The following is a 17,166-nucleotide window of genomic DNA, read 5'->3' as shown; positions in this document are numbered from 1 at the left end:
CCTGGGGGGACGAAGAGGGGGTGGTGGACGGTGGGCGGGGAAGGTGCGCTTCCCCGCCCACCGTCGGCAGAGGTGGCCGCCCTATGTGGAGGGCAGCTCCTTCAGCTGGATGTTGCGGAAGGACACCTGGTCGTCGGCCCCGTGGTTCTGCAGGCCGATGTAGCCGTCCTTCAGGCTGCGGACGGGGTCGGTGTTGGTGAAGTCGTTGATCTTCACTCCGTTGAGGAAGATCTGGAGCCGTTCACCCTGGACCTTGATCTCGTAGCTGTTCCACTGGCCGGGCGGCCTGAGGACCTGGTCGCGGGCCTTGATGTTGGCCGACTTGAACGTGTAGACGGCCCCGGTGGTGCGGTCCGCCGCGTCCGTGGCGTCGATCTGGATCTCGTAGCCCTTGTTGACCGCCGACCAGGGGTCGTCGGACTCGGGGTAGCCGACGAAGATGCCGGAGTTGTCGTCGCCCGCCATCTTCCAGTCGAGCTTCAGCGAGTACGACTTCAGCTCCTTGGCCTGGTAGGTCAGCAGGCCCATGCCGCCCTCGGAGCGCAGCTCACCGTCGGCGACGGCGAACTTTCCGGGGCCGGCCTGCTTCCAGCCGTCGAGCGTCTTCCCGTTGAAGATCGACCGGTAGCCGGTGTCCGGCTTGCAGTTGGCCTTGACCTGCCCGGACGCGTAGCGCAGACCGCCCAGCAGGTGCTGGCGCAGGGCGGGTTCGGCGTAGGACTCCTTGGTGTGGCCGAGGCCGGTGTAGAAGGAGCGCCCGCCCTGGTAGGTCTGGCACCAGGCGATGGGGTGATCGCCCTTCATGGTGCCGCCGGTGTAGCTGGTCTCGTCCAGCGTGGCCAGGACCTGGGCCTTGTCCCGCGGGTTGGTGCGGTAGTTGTACCACTCGTCGGTACGGTCCCAGGCCTCGTCCAGGTGCGCGGTCGCCGGGTGGTCGTGGTTCTCGACGCGGACGGTCGCGGGCTGGATCTGCGGGTGCGAGTCGAAGTACGCGCCGACGAGTCCGCCGTAGAACTCCCACTCGTACTCGGTGTCGGCGGCCGCGTGGACGCCCATGTAGCCGCCTCCGGTGGCCACGTAGTTCTCGAACGCCTTCTGCTGGTCGCCGTTGAGGACGTCACCGGTCGTCGAGAGGAAGACGACGGCGTCGTAGCGGGCCAGGTTGCTGGTGGTGAACTGGGCGGCCGTCTCGGTGGAGTCGACGGTGATGTTGGTGTCCTTGCCCAGTTCCTTCAGCGCGGTGATGCCCGTCGGGATCGAGTCGTGGCGGAAGCCGCCGGTCTTGGAGAAGACGAGGACCCGCTTGGCGGTCCGGTCCACCGGGCTGTCGGACAGCTCGAAGTCGTCGACGTCGTAGAGCGCCCCGTCGCCGCCCTTGAAGACCAGGAAGAGCTCCGTGGCCTTCTTCGGCGCTCCGCGCAGGGGTACGTCGATGTCCTGGAACGTGTCCCAGCTGCCGGTCACCGGTACGGGCGCTGAGCCGAGGATCTTGCCGGTGGCGGACCCGGTCCGCACCTCCAGGAAGCCTCCCGCGCCCGCGGAGGACGTCCGGGCGGTGAGCTTGGTGGTGCCGCCGAGGATGTACGGGGTGAAGGAGATCCAGTCGTCGTTGTGGATGTCACCGACGGTCCGGCCGCCGTGGGCACTGGTCTTGCTCGGTGTGGTGACGCCGGAGGAGTCGCTGTAGTGCTCCGCCTGCCGGTGGCGCGGCTGGAGCTGTGCCTGGTCGCGGCCGGTCAGCTTGGCCTGGCCGCCGCCCCCGCCGTCGGTGTACGTGGCGGAGATGCCGCCGTAGATGTTGGCGTTCGGGTCGTGCCCGCCCTCCATCGCGGTCTTGATGGTGCCTTCGCAGCCGTGCTCGGTCGTGATGTCGTGACCGTGGCTGTCGTGGCCCAGGGTGAACTTGACCTCGACCTGGGTGCAGTCGATGGTGCCGTCCTCGGGGTCGGTGACGGTGACCTTGAAGGGCACCTCGTCCCCGAATTCGAACTGCTGCCCGTCGCTCGGGGCCTGCAGCACGACGGTGGGTGCGGTGTTCCCGACCGTCACGTGCACGCTCGCCGAACCTGTGCGGCCCGTCGGGTCCTTCGCGGTCACGGTGGCGACGTACGTGCCGTTCTTCTTGTACGTGTACGAGGGGTTCGCGGCGGTCGACCTGCCGCCGTCGCCGAAGTCCCAGGCGTACGTCAGGGCGTCGCCGTCCCCGTCGGTGGTGCCGGCCGAGGAGAACTTCACCTTGAGCGGGGCGACGCCGGAGGTCTTGTCGGACGAGGCCTCGGCGATGGGTGAGCGTCCGCCCGTGGCGTTCTCGATGCGGTACAGCGCGGAGTTCTCGTCGCCGCCGAACCAGGCGAGGCCGTAGTCCAGGACGTAGAGGGCCCCGTCGGGCCCGAAGGCCATGTCCATCACCTGGGTCCCGGACCACGGGATGTCGTTGACGGACTGGACGGCGCCGTCGCCGTCCTGCTCGATGCGCTTGATCCACTGCCGGCCGAACTCACCGGCGAAGAAGTCCCCGTCGTACTCCTCGGGGAATTTGACCGGCGAGTCGAGGTCGGCGTCGTACTGGTAGACGGGCCCGCCCATCGGGGACTCGGAGCCGGTGCCGAACTCGGGCACGGACGCGCCGTCGTACGGGATCCAGGCGGCCTGCGCCGGGGGCAGGTCCACCAGGCCGGTGTTGTGCGGCGACTCGTTCTTCGGGGCGGCGCAGTCGAAGGGGGCGCCGGAGGTCTTCGTCGCGAAGTCGTAGTCGGTGAAGGCGTCGTTGTCACCGGTGCAGAAGGGCCAGCCGAAGTTTCCGGGCTCCGTCACCCGGGCGAACTCGACCTGTCCGGCCGGTCCGCGCTTCGGGTCGGCGGCACCCGCGTCGGGGCCGTAGTCACCGACGTAGAGGTTGCCGGTGGCCTTGTCGACGCTGAAGCGGAACGGGTTGCGGAAGCCCATCGCGTAGACCTCGGGGCGCGTCCTGTCCGTGCCCGGGGCGAAGAGGTTGCCCTCCGGGACGGTGTACGAGCCGTCGTCGGCGACCTTGATGCGGAGGATCTTGCCGCGGAGGTCGTTGGTGTTGCCGGAGGTGCGGCGGGCGTCGAACGCCGGGTTGCGGTCCGGCCGTTCGTCGATCGGCGTGAATCCGTCGGAGGCGAACGGGTTGGAGTCGTCGCCCGTCGACAGGTACAGGTTGCCCTGCGCGTCGAAGTCGATGTCGCCGCCCACGTGGCAGCAGATCCCGCGGGTGGCGGGGATGTCGAGGACCTTCTTCTCGCTGGCGTTGTCGAGGGTGCCGTCCGCCTTCAGCACGAAGCGGGAGAGGCGGTTCACCCCGTCGAACTTCGCGAAGTCGGCGGCGGTGCCGGTCTCCGGGGCATCACCGGCCGGGGTGTCCAGCGGAGGTGCGTAGTAGAGGTAGATCGCCCGGTTCTCGGCGAAGTCGGGGTCGATCCCGACGCCCTGCAGCCCTTCCTCGTCGTGCGAGTAGACGGGGAGGGTGCCGGAGACGCGGGTGTTGCCCGCGCTGTCGGTGATCCGCAGCTCGCCGTTGCGCGAGGTGTGGAGCACGCTGCGGTCGGGGAGCACTGCCAGCGACATGGGTTCGCCGGTCTCGGCGGCGCCCTTGGCGAGCGTGACCTGCTGGAAGTCCTCGGCGGCGTCCTGCGCGGGCGGGTGCGCCGGCGTGTCGTGGGCGGTGGCGGGCGAGGAGCCGAGGGTGAGGGTGGCGGCGGCGAGCAGTCCGCCGGTGAAGAGGGCGAGTGATTTTCGGGCGCGGAGCCGTCTGCTGCTTCGGTGCACGTGCGTCCTCCGGATGGGGCCGGTTGTTCGGGCGGGTGCGTTCTGCCTTTCCGCGCGGGGACTGCCGCGCCCGTCACCTGGGCTGTGGGGCCCTGGTGACGCGAGTCATGTCGTGTACACGTAGGGGACGGTAGCTGTGTTCGTCCGGTACGGAAAGCCCTTGCGCAGGAGCTGGGTCGAACTTCTGCCCGGGTCAGGACAAAGCCGGTTCCGGGCATGCCGAACCGCCCCGCGGCACGTCGAGCCCCTCCGGTCGGGCGAGGGGCAGGGGTCCCGGGGGCGGAGCTCCGGACCCTCAGTCGCCTCCCCCGAACGCCGCGTCGAACGACGCGCTCGGCGGGTCGAAGTCGAAGCGCTTCAGCGAGGTGAGCGCCTCCGGCGCTCCCGTCAGCCGGTCCATGCCCGCGTCCTCCCACTCCACCGAGACCGGCCCCTCGTACCCGATGGACCGCAGCATCCGGAACACGTCCTCCCAGGGCACGTCGCCGTGCCCGGCCGAGACGAAGTCCCAGCCGCGCCGCGGGTCGCCCCACGGCAGGTGGGAGCCGAGCCGGCCGTTGCGGCCGTCGAGGCGCTTCCGGGCCTCCTTGCAGTCCACGTGGTAGATCCGGTCCCGGAAGTCGTAGAGGAATCCGACCGGGTCGAGGTCCTGCCACACGAAGTGGCTGGGGTCGAAGTTCAGCCCGAACGCGGGCCGGTGGCCGACGGCCTCCAGGGCGCGGTGCGTGGTCCAGTAGTCGTACGCGATCTCACTCGGGTGCACCTCGTGGGCGAAGCGCACGCCCTCCGCGTCGAAGACGTCCAGGATCGGGTTCCACCGGTCCGCGAAGTCCTCGTAACCGCGCTCGATCATGTGCGGCGGGACCGGCGGGAACATGGCGACCAGGTGCCAGATCGAGGACCCGGTGAAGCCGATCACGGTGTCCACACCGAACGCGGCCGCCGCCCGCGCGGTGTTCTTGATCTCCTCCGCGGCACGCCTGCGTACGCCTTCCGGCTCCCCGTCGCCCCAGATCCGGCCGGGGAGGATGCCCTGGTGGCGTTCGTCGATCGGGTTGTCGCAGACCGCCTGGCCCACCAGGTGGTTGGAGATCGCCCAGCACTTGAGGCCGTACTTGTCGAGCAGCTGCCGCCGCCCGTCGAGGTAGCCGGGATCCGCCAGGGCCTTGTCGACCTCGAAGTGGTCTCCCCAACAGGCGAGTTCGAGACCGTCGTAACCGAAGTCCCGGGCGTGCCGGCAGACCTCCTCCAGCGGGAGGTCGGCCCACTGGCCGGTGAAGAGTGTGAACGGACGGGGCATGCGCGGGACCTCCTAGAAGGGGACCGGGGTGTGGACGGAGTTCTTCGCGGCGCTCTCCTCGACGGCGGCGAGCACCCGCTGCACCTGGAGTCCGTCGGCGAACGACGGAACGGGCGCGGTCCCTCCGGCGATGGTGCGCACCACGTCACGGGCCTGGTGGACGAACGTGTGCTCGTAGCCCAGCGCGTGGCCCGGCGGCCACCACGCCTCCAGGTAGGGGTGCTCGGGCTCCGTGACCAGGATCCGGCGGAAGCCGGCCGAGGTCGCGGGTTCGGTGTGGTCGTGGAAGGACAGCTCGTTGAGCCGTTCCAGGTCGAAGGCGATCGACCCCAGCTCCCCGTTGATCTCCAGGCGCAGGGCGTTCTTGCGGCCGGCCGCCATCCGGGTCGCCTCGAAGGAGGCCAGCGCGCCGGAGGCGAGCCGCCCGGTGAACAGGGCGGCGTCGTCGACGGTGACCGCCCCCCGGGCCGTCCCGTCCGCGGCGCCCGACAGGCCGGCCGGCGCCCCGGTGAGGACGGGCCGTTCACGGACGAACGTCTCGGTCACCGCCGACACCCCGACGACCAGTTCCCCGGCCAGGTACTGGGCGAGGTCGACGATGTGCGCCCCGAGGTCTCCCAGCGCACCGGATCCGGCGTGCTCGCGCTCGAGCCGCCAGGTCAGCGGAGACTCGGGGTCGACCAGCCAGTCCTGGAGGTAGGTGGCCCGCACGTGCCGCAGCCGGCCCAGCCGGCCGTCCGCGATCAGTGTGCGGGCGTACGTGATGGCGGGCACCTTGCGGTAGTTGAAGCCCACGATCGCCACCTGACCGCGGGCCGCGGCCCGCTCGGCGGCGTCCGCCATGGCCTCCGCCTCGGCGACCGAGTTGGCGAGCGGCTTCTCGCACAGCACGTGCTTGCCGGCCTCCAGTGCGGCGATCGCGATCTCCGCATGGCTGTCGCCGGGGGTGCAGATGTCCACCAGCTGCACGTCGTCCCGGGCGATCAGGGCACGCCAGTCGGTCTCCGCCGCCGCCCAGCCGTGACGGGCGGCGGCGGTCTCGACGGCCGCACGGTCGCGTCCGCAGATGGCGGCGAGAGCGGGTCTCATCGGCAGGTCGAAGACATGTCCGGCCGTGCGCCACCCCTGGGAGTGGGCGGCGCCCATGAACGCGTACCCGACCATGCCGACCCCGAGCGTCGCCGGCGGCTGCTGTGCCGGCGGCGGGGCCTCGGTCTCCTGCTCCGTCTCTTCCCTACGGGCCATGCGGGCTTCCTCCTCGTCGGTGGTTCGGTGTCGGCGGTGGTGCGGGATCAGCTGAAGCCCGTCGGCAGGTACTGGTCGATGTTCTCCTTGGTGACCACGGCCGAGTAGAGGGTCAGCGAGGTCGGGATCTCCAGCTCGGAGAGGCCCGGGACGCCCTTCCCCTGGCCGAGGGCGCGCGCCAGGTCGATGGCCGACGCGGCCATCGTCGGCGGGTAGAGCACGGTGGCCTTCAGGACGCTGTTGTCGGCCTTGATGGCGTCCATCGCGGACTTGGCCCCGGCTCCGCCGACCATGATGAACTCGTCGCGGCCCGCCTGCTGGATGGCGCGCAGGGCACCCACGCCCTGGTCGTCGTCGTGGTTCCACAGGGCGTCGAACTGCTTCTGGGCCTGGAGGAGCTGGGCCATCTTGGCCTGCCCGGACTCGACCGTGAAGTCGGCGGCCTGACGGGCCACCAGCTTGATGTTGGAGTAGTTCTTCAGCGCGTCGGCGAAGCCCTGGCTGCGCTGCTTGGTGAGCTCCAGGTTGTCGATGCCCGCGAGCTCGACGACCTTGGCGTTCGCCTTGTCCTTGAGCTGCTCGCCGATGTAGTGCCCGGCGTTGAGGCCCATGCCGTAGTTGTCGCCGCCGACCCAGCAGCGGTAGGCCTGCGGGGAGGCGAAGACGCGGTCCAGGTTGACGACCGGGATGCCGGCCTTCATCGCTTCCAGGCCGACCTGGGTGAGTGCCTTGCCGTCGGCGGGGAGGATGACGAGGACGTCGACCTTCTTGTTGATGAGGGTCTTGACCTGGCCGATCTGGGCCGCGGTGTCGTTGGAGCCCTCGGTGATCTCCAGGGTCACCTCGGAGTACTTCTCCGCCCGCGACTTGGCGTTCACGTTGATCGCGTTGAGCCAGCCGTGGTCGGCCTGCGGTCCGGCGAAGCCGATGGTGACGGCCTTTCCGGGCTTGTCGTCGGCGGCCGGCTGGTTGTTCTGTGCGGTCGCCTTCTCCTTGGGCTCGTTGCTCGTACAGGCGGTGAGGAAGGCTCCCGCGGAGACGGCCGCGGTGCCGAAGAGCAGTCCTCTGCGGCTGGTTTCTGGCATGGCTGTCAAACCCTTCATCCGGTGAATCGGCTACGGAACTACGGGTGGCTGATCGGTGACGCGGAGGGGTCAGGTCTCGCCGTTGCGGAGCGTGCGGCGCTGGACCAGGACGGCGGCGACGATGATCGCGCCCTTGGCGATCTGCTGGACGTCGCTCTGCAGGTTGTTGAGTGCGAAGATGTTGGTGATCGTGGTGAAGACGAGGACCCCGAGCACGGAGCCGACGATGGTGCCGCGGCCTCCGCTGAGGAGGGTGCCGCCGATGATCGCGGCGGCGATGGCGTCGAGTTCGTACAGGTTGCCGTTGGTGTTCTGTCCGGAGCCGGACAGGATGATCAGCATGAAGGCGGCGATGCCGCAGCACAGGCCGGAGAGCAGGTAGAGGTAGAGCCGCTGGCGGCGTACGTCGATGCCGGCGAGCCGGGCCGCCTCCGCGTTGCCGCCGATGGCGACCGTACGGCGACCGAACGTGGTGCGGTTGAGGATCAGCCAGCCGACGACGGTGACCGCGGCGAAGACCAGGACCAGGGGCGGTATGCCCAGGACGTACGCGTCGGGCAGGCCCAGGTCGAGGACGGACTGGACGGTGACGATCTGCGTCTTGCCGTCGGTGATCTGCAGGGCGAGCCCGCGGGCCGAGGCGAGCATGGCGAGCGTCGCGATGAAGGGGACCATGCGCCCGTAGGCGATGAGGACCCCGTTGACGAGCCCGGCGGCGAGTCCGACGATCACGGCGGTGAACAGGATGCCCGCGAAGCCGAAGTCCTGGGTGGCGAGCGTCGTCGCCCAGACGGAGGCGAGGGCCACCATCGCGCCGACCGACAGGTCGATGCCGCCGCCGATGATGACCAGGGTCATGCCGACGGTGACGACCCCGATGACGGAGGACTGCGTCAGGATCAGCTGGAGGTTGCCGGTGTCCAGGAACGCGTCGGGTTCGGTGAGGCCGCCGACGGCCACCAGCACGGCGAGTACGCCGAGCAGGGACAGGTTGCGGACATCGGCGCGCAGGCCGAGTGCGCGCAGACCGCCGGGGGGCGAGGACGGCGCGGCGGGCGTCGCGGGCCCCTTCTCCGGCCCGTGGTGCTGCGCCGACGGTGCGGGCTGTGTCATGACGTCGGGCTCCCTTCCATGACGAGGTCGAGTACGCGGTGCTCGTCGAGCTCCTGGGCGGGGGCCGTGTGCACGACGCGGCCTTCCCGGAGCACCAGCACCCGGTCGGCGAGGCCCAGCACTTCGGGCACTTCGCTGGAGACGAGCAGAACGGCGAGGCCTTCGTCGGCCAGCCGGCGGATCACGGCGTAGAGCTCGGCGCGGGCGCCGACGTCGACGCCGCGGGTGGGTTCGTCGAGCAGCAGGACCTTGCAGCCGCGGAGCAGCCAGCGGGCCAGGACCGCCTTCTGCTGGTTACCGCCGGAGAGGCTGCGGACCGCCGCGTCCGGGTTGTCGGGGCGCAGTGAGAGTTCGCGGGTGGCGGTCCTGGCCGCGGTGCGCTCGGCTCCCCGGTCGATCCACCCGGCGCGGGCGAAGCGGGAGAGGGAGGAGACCGAGACGTTGCGGGTGACGGATTCGGTCAGCAGGAGGGCCTGTGCCTTGCGTTCCTCGGGGGCGAGGCCGATCCCGGCGGCGACGGCGGCCCGGACGCTGCCGGGCTTCAGCGGCCGGCCGGCGACGGTGACCCGGCCCGCGGTCGGCTTGCGGGCGCCGTAGACGGTCTCCAGGATCTCGGAGCGGCCGGAGCCGACGAGTCCGGCCAGTCCGACGATCTCGCCGGGCCGCAGTTCCAGGTCGACCGGTTCGAACTCGCCCTTGCGGTACAGCCCTTCGACGGTGAGTACGGGCTCCGCCGCGGCGCGTGCGGCACTGGGCGCGGGCCGCTGGGGGAAGACGTACTCGACGTTGCGGCCGGTCATCATGGCAACGATGTCGCGCGTGGGGGTGGACGTGGCGGGGAGGCCGACGGCGACGGCCCGGCCGTCCTTGAGCACGGTGACCCGGTCGCCGATGCGGCGGATCTCCTCCAGGCGGTGCGAGATGTAGACGACGGCGACGCCGTCGGCGGTGAGGCCGTCGACGATGCGGAAGAGGTTGTCGACCTCGTCGGGGTCCAGGGCGGCGGACGGCTCGTCCATCACGATGAGCCGGACGTCGTGCGAGAGCGCCCTCGCCATGGAGACGATCTGCTGGTGGGCGGCGGAGAGGTCGCCGACCGCACGGGCCGGGTCGATCTCCGGGTGTCCGAGGCGCTTCAGGAGTGCGGCGGCGGCGTCCCTGGCCTCCCGGGTGCGGACGACGAAGCCCGCGCTGGTGGGTTCGTGGCCGAGGAAGACGTTCTCGGCGACCGACAGGCCCTCGACCAGGTCGAGTTCCTGGTAGATGGTCGCGATGCCCAGGCGCATCGCGGTGATCGGCGTGGAGAGCCTGACCGGCTCGCCGCGCCAGGTGATGGCGCCGTCGTCGGGCTGGTGGGCGCCGGCCAGCACCTTGATGAGGGTGGACTTTCCCGCGCCGTTCTGGCCGAGGAGGCAGTGGACTTCGCCGGCCTGCACCTCGAGGTCCACGCCGTCGAGGGCGCGTACTCCGGGGAACGATTTGGTGATGCCGGACATGGTGAGCAGGGGCGGTTCTGGTGCCATGACGAATCCCCTCGGCGAACGAGGTCTCCCCTGCTCGGCGGTGCCGAGAGGTCGGGGAAGGCCGGTGAGCGGGCAGGGCGCAGTTCCGGCGGTGCCGTACTGCTGACGGAACTGCTGGCGGGTGCGGGGGCGGAGCTCGGATCGGGCTGCTTGCGGGTGTTGCTGCGGAGCGCGGATCAGGCTGCTTGCGGAGACGGCCGCGCGGCGTGTGCCGCGCGGCGCGCCGGCCCGGACGTCAGGCCGGCGAGAACAGGTGGTCGCTGATGAGCCTGGCCGCGCCGATCACTCCGGCGGTCGGCCCCAGCTCACCGAGGACGATGGGGAGGTTGCCCGTGGCCAGCGGCAGGGACTGCCGGTAGACCTGGGTGCGGACGCTGGCCAGCAGGTTGTGGCCGAGTCCGGTCACCCCGCCGCCGATGACGACGAGGCCCGGGTTGAAGAAGCTGACGAGTCCCGCGATGACCTGGCCGACCCGGTTGCCGCCTTCGCGGATCAGGTCCAGCGCGGTCGGGTCGCCGGCCGCCGCGGCGGCGGCCACGTCGACGGCGGTGAGTGTCCCGGCCGCCTCCAGCCGGGCCGCCAGCTCCGGGGACCGGCCCGCGCGGGCGGCGTCCTCGGCGTCTCGGGCGAGTGCGGCACCGCTGAAGTGGGCTTCCAGGCAGCCCCGGTTGCCGCAGGCGCAGGAGCGTCCGTCGGGTTCCACCTGGATGTGGCCGATGTCGCCCGCGCTGCCGGTCGTACCGCGGTAGACCTCGCCGCCGACGACGATGCCGCAGCCGATACCCGTACCGATCTTGACGCAGAGGAAGTCGCCCACGGAGCGGGCGACGCCCGCGTGCTGCTCCCCCATGGCCATCAGGTTCACGTCGTTGTCGACCATGACGGGGCAGCCCAGTTCCTGACTGAGCGCCTCGCGGACCGGGAAGCCGTCCCAGCCGGGCATGATCGGCGGTGCGACCGGTACGCCCTCCGGGAAGCGGACGGGGCCGGGTACGCCGATACCGGCGCCGTCGAACCCCTCGGCGAGGCCGGAGGCCCGGAGCTTGGCGGCCATCGCCAGCACCTGCTCGAAGACGGCGACGGGCCCCTCGCGTACGTCCATGGGGTGGTTGAGGTGTCCGAGGACCTCCAGTTCGGCGTTGGTGACGGCCACGTCTATGGAGGTGGCGCCGATGTCGACGCCGAGGAAGCGCAGTGCGGGAGCGAGCCGGATGTTGTGCGAGCGGCGTCCGCCGCGGGAGGCGGCGAGCCCGTCGGCCACGACGAGTCCGGTCTCCAGCAGACGGTCCACCTCGACGGCGAGCTTGGAGCGCGAGAGGTCGACCTGGTCCCCCAGCTGCGCGCGGGAGTTGGGCCCTCCGTCACGCAACAGCCGCAGTAGCCGCGCCTGATGCGTGTTCGCGGGTCGTGCCGTCATCCGTCTCACGCGTCCCTCCCCGCCACATCGGCCAGTCCGTCGGGCTTTCGAGGGGGAACGTAGCAGCGGTTTACCGGAGTGGGAAGAAGTTGCGCAGGAATCCGTGCCAACTTTCTCCACACTCAGGACAAAGGCGGGGAGTGAAAGCCCCGCGGCGCGCATGCCGAAGAGGCCGGGACGCAGCCGTCCCGGCCTCTTCCCCGCTCGCGCGGTCAGCCCTTTTCGCGCTGGTGGTACGTCGTACGCGTGTGCTCCGTGTGCGCCCGCATGACCTCGGTCGCCCGCAGTTCGTCCCGCGCCGAGATCGCCTCGATCAGCGCGCGGTGCTCGATCCAGGACTGGGTGCCGCGCCGGCGGGCCACCGGCGTGTAGTACCAGCGGACCCGGCGGTCGACCTGCGCGGCCAGCTCGGCGAGGACGAGGTTGCCGGCCAGCTCCATGACCTTCGCGTGGAAGGCCGTGTTCGTGGCGACGGCGAGGTCCACGTCGTCCGCGGCGACGGCCCGCTCCCCCTGGGAGCAGAGCTCCTGGAGGGCCTCGATGCCCGCCCGGCCGGAGTTGGCCGCGGCGAGCCGGGCGGCCTCGGCCTCCAGGAGCGTACGGACCGAGAGCAGCTGGTCCGCCTCCTCCTCGGTCGGCTCGTGGACGAACGCGCCCTGCGCGGGGCGCAGATCGACCCAGCCCTCGGTGTTCAGCCGCTGGAGCGCCTCCCGCACGGGCTGGCGCGACACGCCGAGGTGCCCGGCCAGCTCGCTCTCGACCAGATGCTGCCCGGGGCCGAGCGCCCGCGTGGTGATCAGCTCCAGGAGCGCGTCGTAGACGCGCTCGCGCAGCGGGCCCGGCCGTTCGAGCTTCGGCACCGTCCCTTGCGGCAGTCCTGCGGACAACATCGCGGTCCCCCTCCGGGCGCCGGGCAATTGCCTATCGTCTACAGTCTACCGAGCACAATGCCCCACCGGGGAACGATCGGGTGCGCGCTCACGGGCAGCGGATCACCTGGCCCGCGTAGGAGAGGTTTCCGCCGAAGCCGAAGAGCAGGGCCGGCGCACCGCTCTCGACCTCACCCCGTTCCACCAGCTTGGACAGGGCCATCGGGATCGACGCCGCCGAGGTGTTGCCCGAATCCACCACATCGCGCGCGATGACCGCGTTGACCGCACCGATCTTCCTGGCGACCGGTTCGATGATCCGCAGATTGGCCTGGTGCAGCACGACTGCGGCGAGGTCCTCGGGCGTGATGCCCGCCCGCTCACAGACCTTGCGCGCGATGGGCGGCAGCTGCGTGGTCGCCCAGCGGTAGACGGACTGGCCCTCCTGCGCGAAGCGCGGCGGCGTGCCCTCGATGCGCACGGCGTTGCCCATCTCGGGCACCGAACCCCACAGGACCGGGCCGATCCCGGGGCGGTCACCGGTACCCGGGTCGGCGACGACGACGGCCGCCCCCGCGCCGTCCCCCATCAGGACGCAGGTGGTGCGGTCGGTCCAGTCGACGATGTCGCCCATCTTGTCGGCGCCGATGACCAGCGCGCGGGTGGCGGCACCCGCCCGGATCGCGTGGTCCGCGGTGGCGAGCGCGTGGGTGAAACCGGAGCAGACCACGTTGATGTCCATCACGGCGGGCGAACCCATGCCGAGGCGGGCCGCGACCCGGGCCGACATGCTCGGCGAGCGGTCGATCGCCGTGGAGGTGGCGACGAGGACCAGGTCGATGTCCGCCGCCTGGAGTCCGGCCGTGGCCAGCGCCTTCGCGGCCGCGTGCGCGGCCAGCTCGTCCACCGGCTCGTCGGGCCCGCCCACATGCCGGGTCTTGATGCCCACACGGCTGGTGATCCACTCGTCGCTGGTGTCGACCATGGCCGCCAGGTCCTGGTTGGTGAGCACCTTGGCAGGCTGATAGTGGCCGAGCGCCACGACACGTGAGCCGGTCATGTACGGGTTCCCCTCGCTACTGATGGCAGGAACCACCCAGTCTTGGTTGCTACCGATCGGTACAGGGGCACGTAACCCCACAGGAATATGGGCCTGAGCTTGGAGCGTCTTGAAGCGCTTCCTGGGAACTCCCGCCCCCACCCGCACCCTCACCTCCGCCGCGGGCCACGACGGAGGTGCCGCATGGCACACCCCATCCCGCCACGGGGCTCAATCCCTCAAAGCATACTGTAGACAATATCCTGTCTTGACACCCACGCTCGGTACTCCCAGCGAACAGGGAGCCCCTGTCGACGACACCCGGGCAGGCAGCCGGGTGGATCAATGAGTACGGCGCGGAGCCGGCCGCTTCGGTGCGGACGCCGCCCAGGACAACGAGACCGTCGAGGTCACCTCGCCGCACGACAACCCGGTGGCCCATGGCAACCTCTGTATCAAGGGCCGTTTCGGCTTCCAACACGTACAGAATCGGGATTGAGGGCTATGGGACGGGTCACCGAGCGTCGCCGCACCATCCGCATCCGGGACGGGGCCGTCACCACGCGGCCCGACACCCTCGTCGCCGAGGAGCCCCTGGAGATCCGGCTGAACGGCAAGCCGCTCGCCATCACGATGCGCACCCCGGGGGACGACTTCGCGTTGGCCGCCGGCTTCCTGGTGAGCGAGGGTGTGATCGGCGAGGGCTCCGAGGTGCAGTCGATCGCGTACTGCGCCGGGGCGACGGCGGACGGCGTGAACACGTACAACGTGGTGGACGTGCGGCTCGCGCCCGGCGTCGAGGTCCCCGACATCACGCTGGAACGCAATGTGTACACCACGTCGTCCTGCGGGCTCTGCGGCAAGGCGAGCCTGAACGCCGTACGCACCACGACCCGTCACCCGGTCGCCGACACTCCCCCGGTCCGGGTGGAGCCCGCACTGCTCTCCGCCCTCCCCGACCGGCTGCGCGAGGCGCAGCGGGTCTTCGACCGGACCGGGGGTCTGCACGCCGCCGCCCTGTTCTCGCCGGAGGGCGAGCTGATGGACATCCGGGAGGACGTCGGCCGGCACAACGCGGTCGACAAGCTCGTCGGGCGGGCACTGACGGACGATCGGCTGCCGCTCTCGCAGTCGATCCTGCTGGTGTCGGGCCGCGCCTCCTTCGAGCTGGTGCAGAAGGCGGTGATGGCCGGGATCCCGATGCTCGCGGCGGTCTCGGCACCGTCGTCGCTGGCCGTGGACCTCGCGGCCGAGAGCGGACTGACCCTCGTCGGTTTCCTGCGGGGGTCGTCCATGAACGTGTACGCGGGTGACCACCGCATCCTCCTGGAGGCCGCGGTGGGCCAGGGCTGAGGCGGCCCGCCCGCTGCACGGGTCAGGGGTCCGGCCGGCGGGGAGCGCCCCCTGCGCCGACCGGGCCCTCTCCTGCGTGACGGCTCAGTCGCCCACGGAGCCGCCCTTCACGGCGGACACGAACGACGACCAGCCGTCCGCCGCGAATGTGAGCGCGGGGCCGTGCGGGTTCTTGCTGTCACGTACGGGGACGACCGCTGCGAAGCCGTCGGCGACCTCGACGCACGCACCACCGTCCTGGTTGCTGTGGCTGCTCCTGCGCCAGGTCGCGGCGCTCAGGTCGATGGATCGCACGGCATCTCCTCCAACACGCGCAGGATGAATTTTTGCGACTCAGCTGGGGATAGCGCCAGGTCACGCGTTGCATCGTACGCACGTTGCATGCGCTCCACCGCAGCACTCTCCTCGTGGAGTTCCCCTCCGTACCCGTGCTCCGTGTACGCCACAGTACGGCTGTCCGGCAGCCTGAGAAACCAGACGTCGGTACTCGACAACCCATGCAACCCGGCTTTTTGCGGGAGCACTTGAAGCGTCAGATTCGGCCGCTCCGCCATCTCGGACAGATACGCGAGTTGTTCTCGCCACTCCTCCTGACTCCGCAAGGCCGTCCGGACTGCTGCCTCCGACAGGATCGTCCGGAACGCAGGCGCCTCTTCTCCCTCCAGCAGGCTCCGCCGTCCCATCCGTGCCTCGACCTGCTGCGTCAGCCGGGCTCCACTGAACCCGCCGGACGCAAGCAACTCCCGCGCGTACCCCGGGGTCTGCAACAACCCCGGCAGCACGCTCACCGCGAAGTGCCACAGGCTCGTCGCCTCCGCCTCCAGCGCCATGTACCGCCGGTACCGCTCCTTGAACTGCGTCTGGTCGCTGATCGCCAGTTCCCACAGCGCCAGCAGCAGCCCCGGTGTCCCGTAGTACTGGTCCAGCGCCTGCACGACCTCCGGCCCGCCGACCGTCTCGCCCTTCTCCATCTTCCCGAACAACGACCAGTCCCAGCCCAGCCGTTCGCCGAGCTGCCGCAGACTGTCGCCGCGCTCGGTGCGCAGGTGCCGCAGCTCCTCCGCGAACCGTGCACGTGGTTCCCTGCTGCGGCCCGAAACCGCCCGCCTCGTCGGCATCGTGTCCTCCGTGGAACGTGTGGAACGTGGCTCACCCGCCGGGGAAGCACACCCCGCCCTCGGTGTGTCGCACCTCTGACCAGGCCACTCTCGTAACGAGCCCCTCACGCACCGTATCCACGGGTGCGGGGGCGGGCAGAGGAATCCGCGAAAGCACAACCGAAGGAAGACACCATGACGCCGCCGCCGCAGAAGCCGCCCCTCCCCCACAGGACGCCCCAGGCCAACACCCCCGCCTCCAGAACAGGACACACGGCAACGGCCAAGGCCCAGGAGGCCGTGGCCGCACGCGACGACCTCGCCGCCGCGCTCAGCGGCGCCGGTGTCCAGCTGCCCACGATGGATGTGCGTACCCCGTGGCCGGACACGGACGGCGACGACAGCGCACGGCCGACCCGTTACGCCCTCGTCCACCTCGGCGTCTGCTCCGCTCCCGTGGCGCACGCCCTCGCCGCGGTGATCAGGAAGGGAGCGGCCGGGTGACGGATACCGGCGCCCTCTCCGTCGGGGCGGCCGTGCACGACGGCGACAGCGGCCGGGTGGGCCTGGTGATGGGCCACGAGGGTCCCTACCTCCAACTCCGCCCGCTCGGCGGTGGCCGCGAGTGGGACGCGGACCCGTCCCGCCTACGGCCGCTCGGCCCGGCCGAGCTGCTGAGCGCCCGCGTCGCCGAGGCCAACGCCCGCAGCCGTACCGACCTCGGGCTCAGCGACATACGGGGTGCCCCGCAGGGCGGCGCCCGGTGACGGCACAGCGAAGCACCGCAGCCATTGGTCAGAACTCATTGGGTCCACTCGTCGAGGACACGTCGGCGTGCGGAGCTTTGAGGTAGCCGGTGACGATGCGGAGCCGGCGCTGTGGGCGGTGGAAGAACCTGCTGGTTTCAGCAGTATGTTCGGCCTGGCGGGCATGCGACAGCGTTTGAGGTCGGCGGCGACCGGCTCATCCGGGTTCAGCCCGGGTGATTATGACGGCAAGAAATGCAGCTCGGTCTCGCCCTGTTAGCCGGCGAGCCAGGCCCCGACGGCCCTTCCAGCAGCGGCCCGGGTACCGCTGGACGATCAGGTGAACCTTGTGGCCGAGGTGCCCGACGAGGAGGTGCCACATGGCCTTCGCATCGAACGACACGGTGAAGGCCATGAAGTGCATCCGGCCCTTGGTCCTGATCACGGACATCACGTTGGCGGAGAACAGGTTCCCGGTTTCAGCGGGCGACCGGCGTCCGCCCCTGCTCACCCCAGGTACAGCCGGTGACCTGCTACGAGCAGATGCCGACCTGGTCGCCGAAGAGAACCTCGGCGTTCTCCGCCTCCCG

At 70.5% G+C, this 17,166-nt stretch carries 14 protein-coding genes and 1 pseudogene; 4 read left to right on the top strand and 11 right to left on the bottom strand.

Features of this window, described 5'->3' with window-relative positions; genetic code table 11:
• Positions 1 to 81: 81 nt before the first annotated feature.
• The 9 genes from OG927_RS28075 to OG927_RS28035 all read right to left on the bottom strand — a co-directional run bounded on the left by OG927_RS28075 (position 82) and on the right by OG927_RS28035 (position 13,401).
• A complete protein-coding gene (locus tag OG927_RS28075; RefSeq protein ID WP_330320979.1) occupies positions 82 to 3,789 on the bottom strand; it encodes a ThuA domain-containing protein in 3,708 nt (1,235 codons plus the stop codon).
• Between the two features lie 295 nt (positions 3,790 to 4,084).
• A complete protein-coding gene (locus tag OG927_RS28070; protein WP_056792272.1) occupies positions 4,085 to 5,089 on the bottom strand; it encodes a sugar phosphate isomerase/epimerase family protein in 1,005 nt (334 codons plus the stop codon).
• A 12-nt stretch (positions 5,090 to 5,101) separates the two neighbouring features.
• On the bottom strand, positions 5,102 to 6,334 hold the full coding sequence (locus tag OG927_RS28065; RefSeq protein ID WP_330320978.1) for a Gfo/Idh/MocA family protein: 1,233 nt from the start codon (positions 6,332 to 6,334) through the stop codon (positions 5,102 to 5,104).
• Between the two features lie 47 nt (positions 6,335 to 6,381).
• On the bottom strand, positions 6,382 to 7,419 hold the full coding sequence (locus tag OG927_RS28060; RefSeq protein WP_056792270.1) for a substrate-binding domain-containing protein: 1,038 nt from the start codon (positions 7,417 to 7,419) through the stop codon (positions 6,382 to 6,384).
• A gap of 69 nt (positions 7,420 to 7,488) precedes the next feature.
• On the bottom strand, positions 7,489 to 8,532 hold the full coding sequence (locus OG927_RS28055; protein ID WP_056792269.1) for an ABC transporter permease: 1,044 nt from the start codon (positions 8,530 to 8,532) through the stop codon (positions 7,489 to 7,491).
• A complete protein-coding gene (locus tag OG927_RS28050) occupies positions 8,529 to 10,055 on the bottom strand; it encodes a sugar ABC transporter ATP-binding protein (RefSeq protein WP_330320977.1) in 1,527 nt (508 codons plus the stop codon). Before OG927_RS28050 ends, OG927_RS28055 begins: the two co-directional genes overlap by 4 nt.
• A 235-nt stretch (positions 10,056 to 10,290) precedes the next feature.
• The gene (locus OG927_RS28045) at positions 10,291 to 11,472 is read right to left on the bottom strand and encodes an ROK family transcriptional regulator (RefSeq protein WP_056792267.1); all 1,182 of its coding nucleotides are present in this window, start codon (positions 11,470 to 11,472) and stop codon (positions 10,291 to 10,293) included.
• 212 nt (positions 11,473 to 11,684) lie between these two features.
• The gene (locus tag OG927_RS28040; protein WP_124280606.1) at positions 11,685 to 12,362 is read right to left on the bottom strand and encodes a GntR family transcriptional regulator; all 678 of its coding nucleotides are present in this window, start codon (positions 12,360 to 12,362) and stop codon (positions 11,685 to 11,687) included.
• A gap of 88 nt (positions 12,363 to 12,450) precedes the next feature.
• On the bottom strand, positions 12,451 to 13,401 hold the full coding sequence (locus OG927_RS28035; RefSeq protein ID WP_056792265.1) for a beta-ketoacyl-ACP synthase III: 951 nt from the start codon (positions 13,399 to 13,401) through the stop codon (positions 12,451 to 12,453).
• Between the two features lie 367 nt (positions 13,402 to 13,768).
• Here OG927_RS28035 and OG927_RS28030 point away from each other — a divergent pair.
• Positions 13,769 to 13,879 (top strand): annotated as a pseudogene (locus OG927_RS28030) (2Fe-2S iron-sulfur cluster-binding protein); the annotation flags it as partial.
• A 5-nt stretch (positions 13,880 to 13,884) separates the two neighbouring features.
• Entirely contained in the window at positions 13,885 to 14,733 is an 849-nt protein-coding gene (gene fdhD, locus OG927_RS28025; protein WP_330320976.1) for a formate dehydrogenase accessory sulfurtransferase FdhD, read from the top strand.
• Positions 14,734 to 14,817: 84 nt separating this feature from the next.
• On the opposite strand, the gene OG927_RS28020 is transcribed toward fdhD, so the two are convergent.
• Together OG927_RS28020 and OG927_RS28015 are read right to left on the bottom strand one after the other, a co-directional pair.
• The gene (locus tag OG927_RS28020; RefSeq protein WP_330320975.1) at positions 14,818 to 15,027 is read right to left on the bottom strand and encodes a DUF397 domain-containing protein; all 210 of its coding nucleotides are present in this window, start codon (positions 15,025 to 15,027) and stop codon (positions 14,818 to 14,820) included.
• Positions 15,009 to 15,851, bottom strand: coding sequence for a helix-turn-helix domain-containing protein (locus tag OG927_RS28015; protein WP_330320974.1), 843 nt, complete (start codon positions 15,849 to 15,851; stop codon positions 15,009 to 15,011). The genes OG927_RS28020 and OG927_RS28015 overlap by 19 nt, the downstream gene beginning before the upstream one ends.
• Positions 15,852 to 16,025: 174 nt before the next feature.
• On the opposite strand from OG927_RS28015, the gene OG927_RS28010 reads away from it, so the two are divergent.
• Together OG927_RS28010 and OG927_RS28005 are read left to right on the top strand one after the other, a co-directional pair.
• Positions 16,026 to 16,334 (top strand): hypothetical protein, encoded by a 309-nt coding sequence (locus OG927_RS28010; RefSeq protein ID WP_330320973.1) that lies wholly within the window; start codon positions 16,026 to 16,028, stop codon positions 16,332 to 16,334.
• A gap of 68 nt (positions 16,335 to 16,402) precedes the next feature.
• On the top strand, positions 16,403 to 16,597 hold the full coding sequence (locus OG927_RS28005) for a hypothetical protein (protein WP_241191795.1): 195 nt from the start codon (positions 16,403 to 16,405) through the stop codon (positions 16,595 to 16,597).
• The last annotated feature ends 569 nt before the right edge of the window (positions 16,598 to 17,166 follow it).

Origin of the sequence: Streptomyces clavifer (assembly GCF_036345975.1) — a bacterium.
GTDB classification, from domain to species: domain Bacteria; phylum Actinomycetota; class Actinomycetes; order Streptomycetales; family Streptomycetaceae; genus Streptomyces; species Streptomyces clavifer.
This window is presented reverse-complemented; position numbering and strand designations above follow the sequence as displayed.

What these genes read in the sequence shown, in the direction of transcription:
- OG927_RS28070 (WP_056792272.1), bottom strand. Translation starts at nt 5,089, where the DNA reads ATGCCCCGTCCGTTCACACTCTTCACCGGCCAGTGGGCCGACCTCCCG.
- OG927_RS28065 (WP_330320978.1), bottom strand. Translation starts at nt 6,334, where the DNA reads ATGGCCCGTAGGGAAGAGACGGAGCAGGAGACCGAGGCCCCGCCGCCG.
- OG927_RS28060 (WP_056792270.1), bottom strand. Translation starts at nt 7,419, where the DNA reads ATGCCAGAAACCAGCCGCAGAGGACTGCTCTTCGGCACCGCGGCCGTC.
- OG927_RS28055 (WP_056792269.1), bottom strand. Translation starts at nt 8,532, where the DNA reads ATGACACAGCCCGCACCGTCGGCGCAGCACCACGGGCCGGAGAAGGGG.
- OG927_RS28050 (WP_330320977.1), bottom strand. Translation starts at nt 10,055, where the DNA reads ATGGCACCAGAACCGCCCCTGCTCACCATGTCCGGCATCACCAAATCG.
- OG927_RS28045 (WP_056792267.1), bottom strand. Translation starts at nt 11,472, where the DNA reads ATGACGGCACGACCCGCGAACACGCATCAGGCGCGGCTACTGCGGCTG.
- OG927_RS28040 (WP_124280606.1), bottom strand. Translation starts at nt 12,362, where the DNA reads ATGTTGTCCGCAGGACTGCCGCAAGGGACGGTGCCGAAGCTCGAACGG.
- OG927_RS28035 (WP_056792265.1), bottom strand. Translation starts at nt 13,401, where the DNA reads ATGACCGGCTCACGTGTCGTGGCGCTCGGCCACTATCAGCCTGCCAAG.
- fdhD (WP_330320976.1), top strand. Translation starts at nt 13,885, where the DNA reads ATGGGACGGGTCACCGAGCGTCGCCGCACCATCCGCATCCGGGACGGG.
- OG927_RS28015 (WP_330320974.1), bottom strand. Translation starts at nt 15,851, where the DNA reads ATGCCGACGAGGCGGGCGGTTTCGGGCCGCAGCAGGGAACCACGTGCA.
- OG927_RS28010 (WP_330320973.1), top strand. Translation starts at nt 16,026, where the DNA reads ATGACGCCGCCGCCGCAGAAGCCGCCCCTCCCCCACAGGACGCCCCAG.
- OG927_RS28005 (WP_241191795.1), top strand. Translation starts at nt 16,403, where the DNA reads ATGGGCCACGAGGGTCCCTACCTCCAACTCCGCCCGCTCGGCGGTGGC.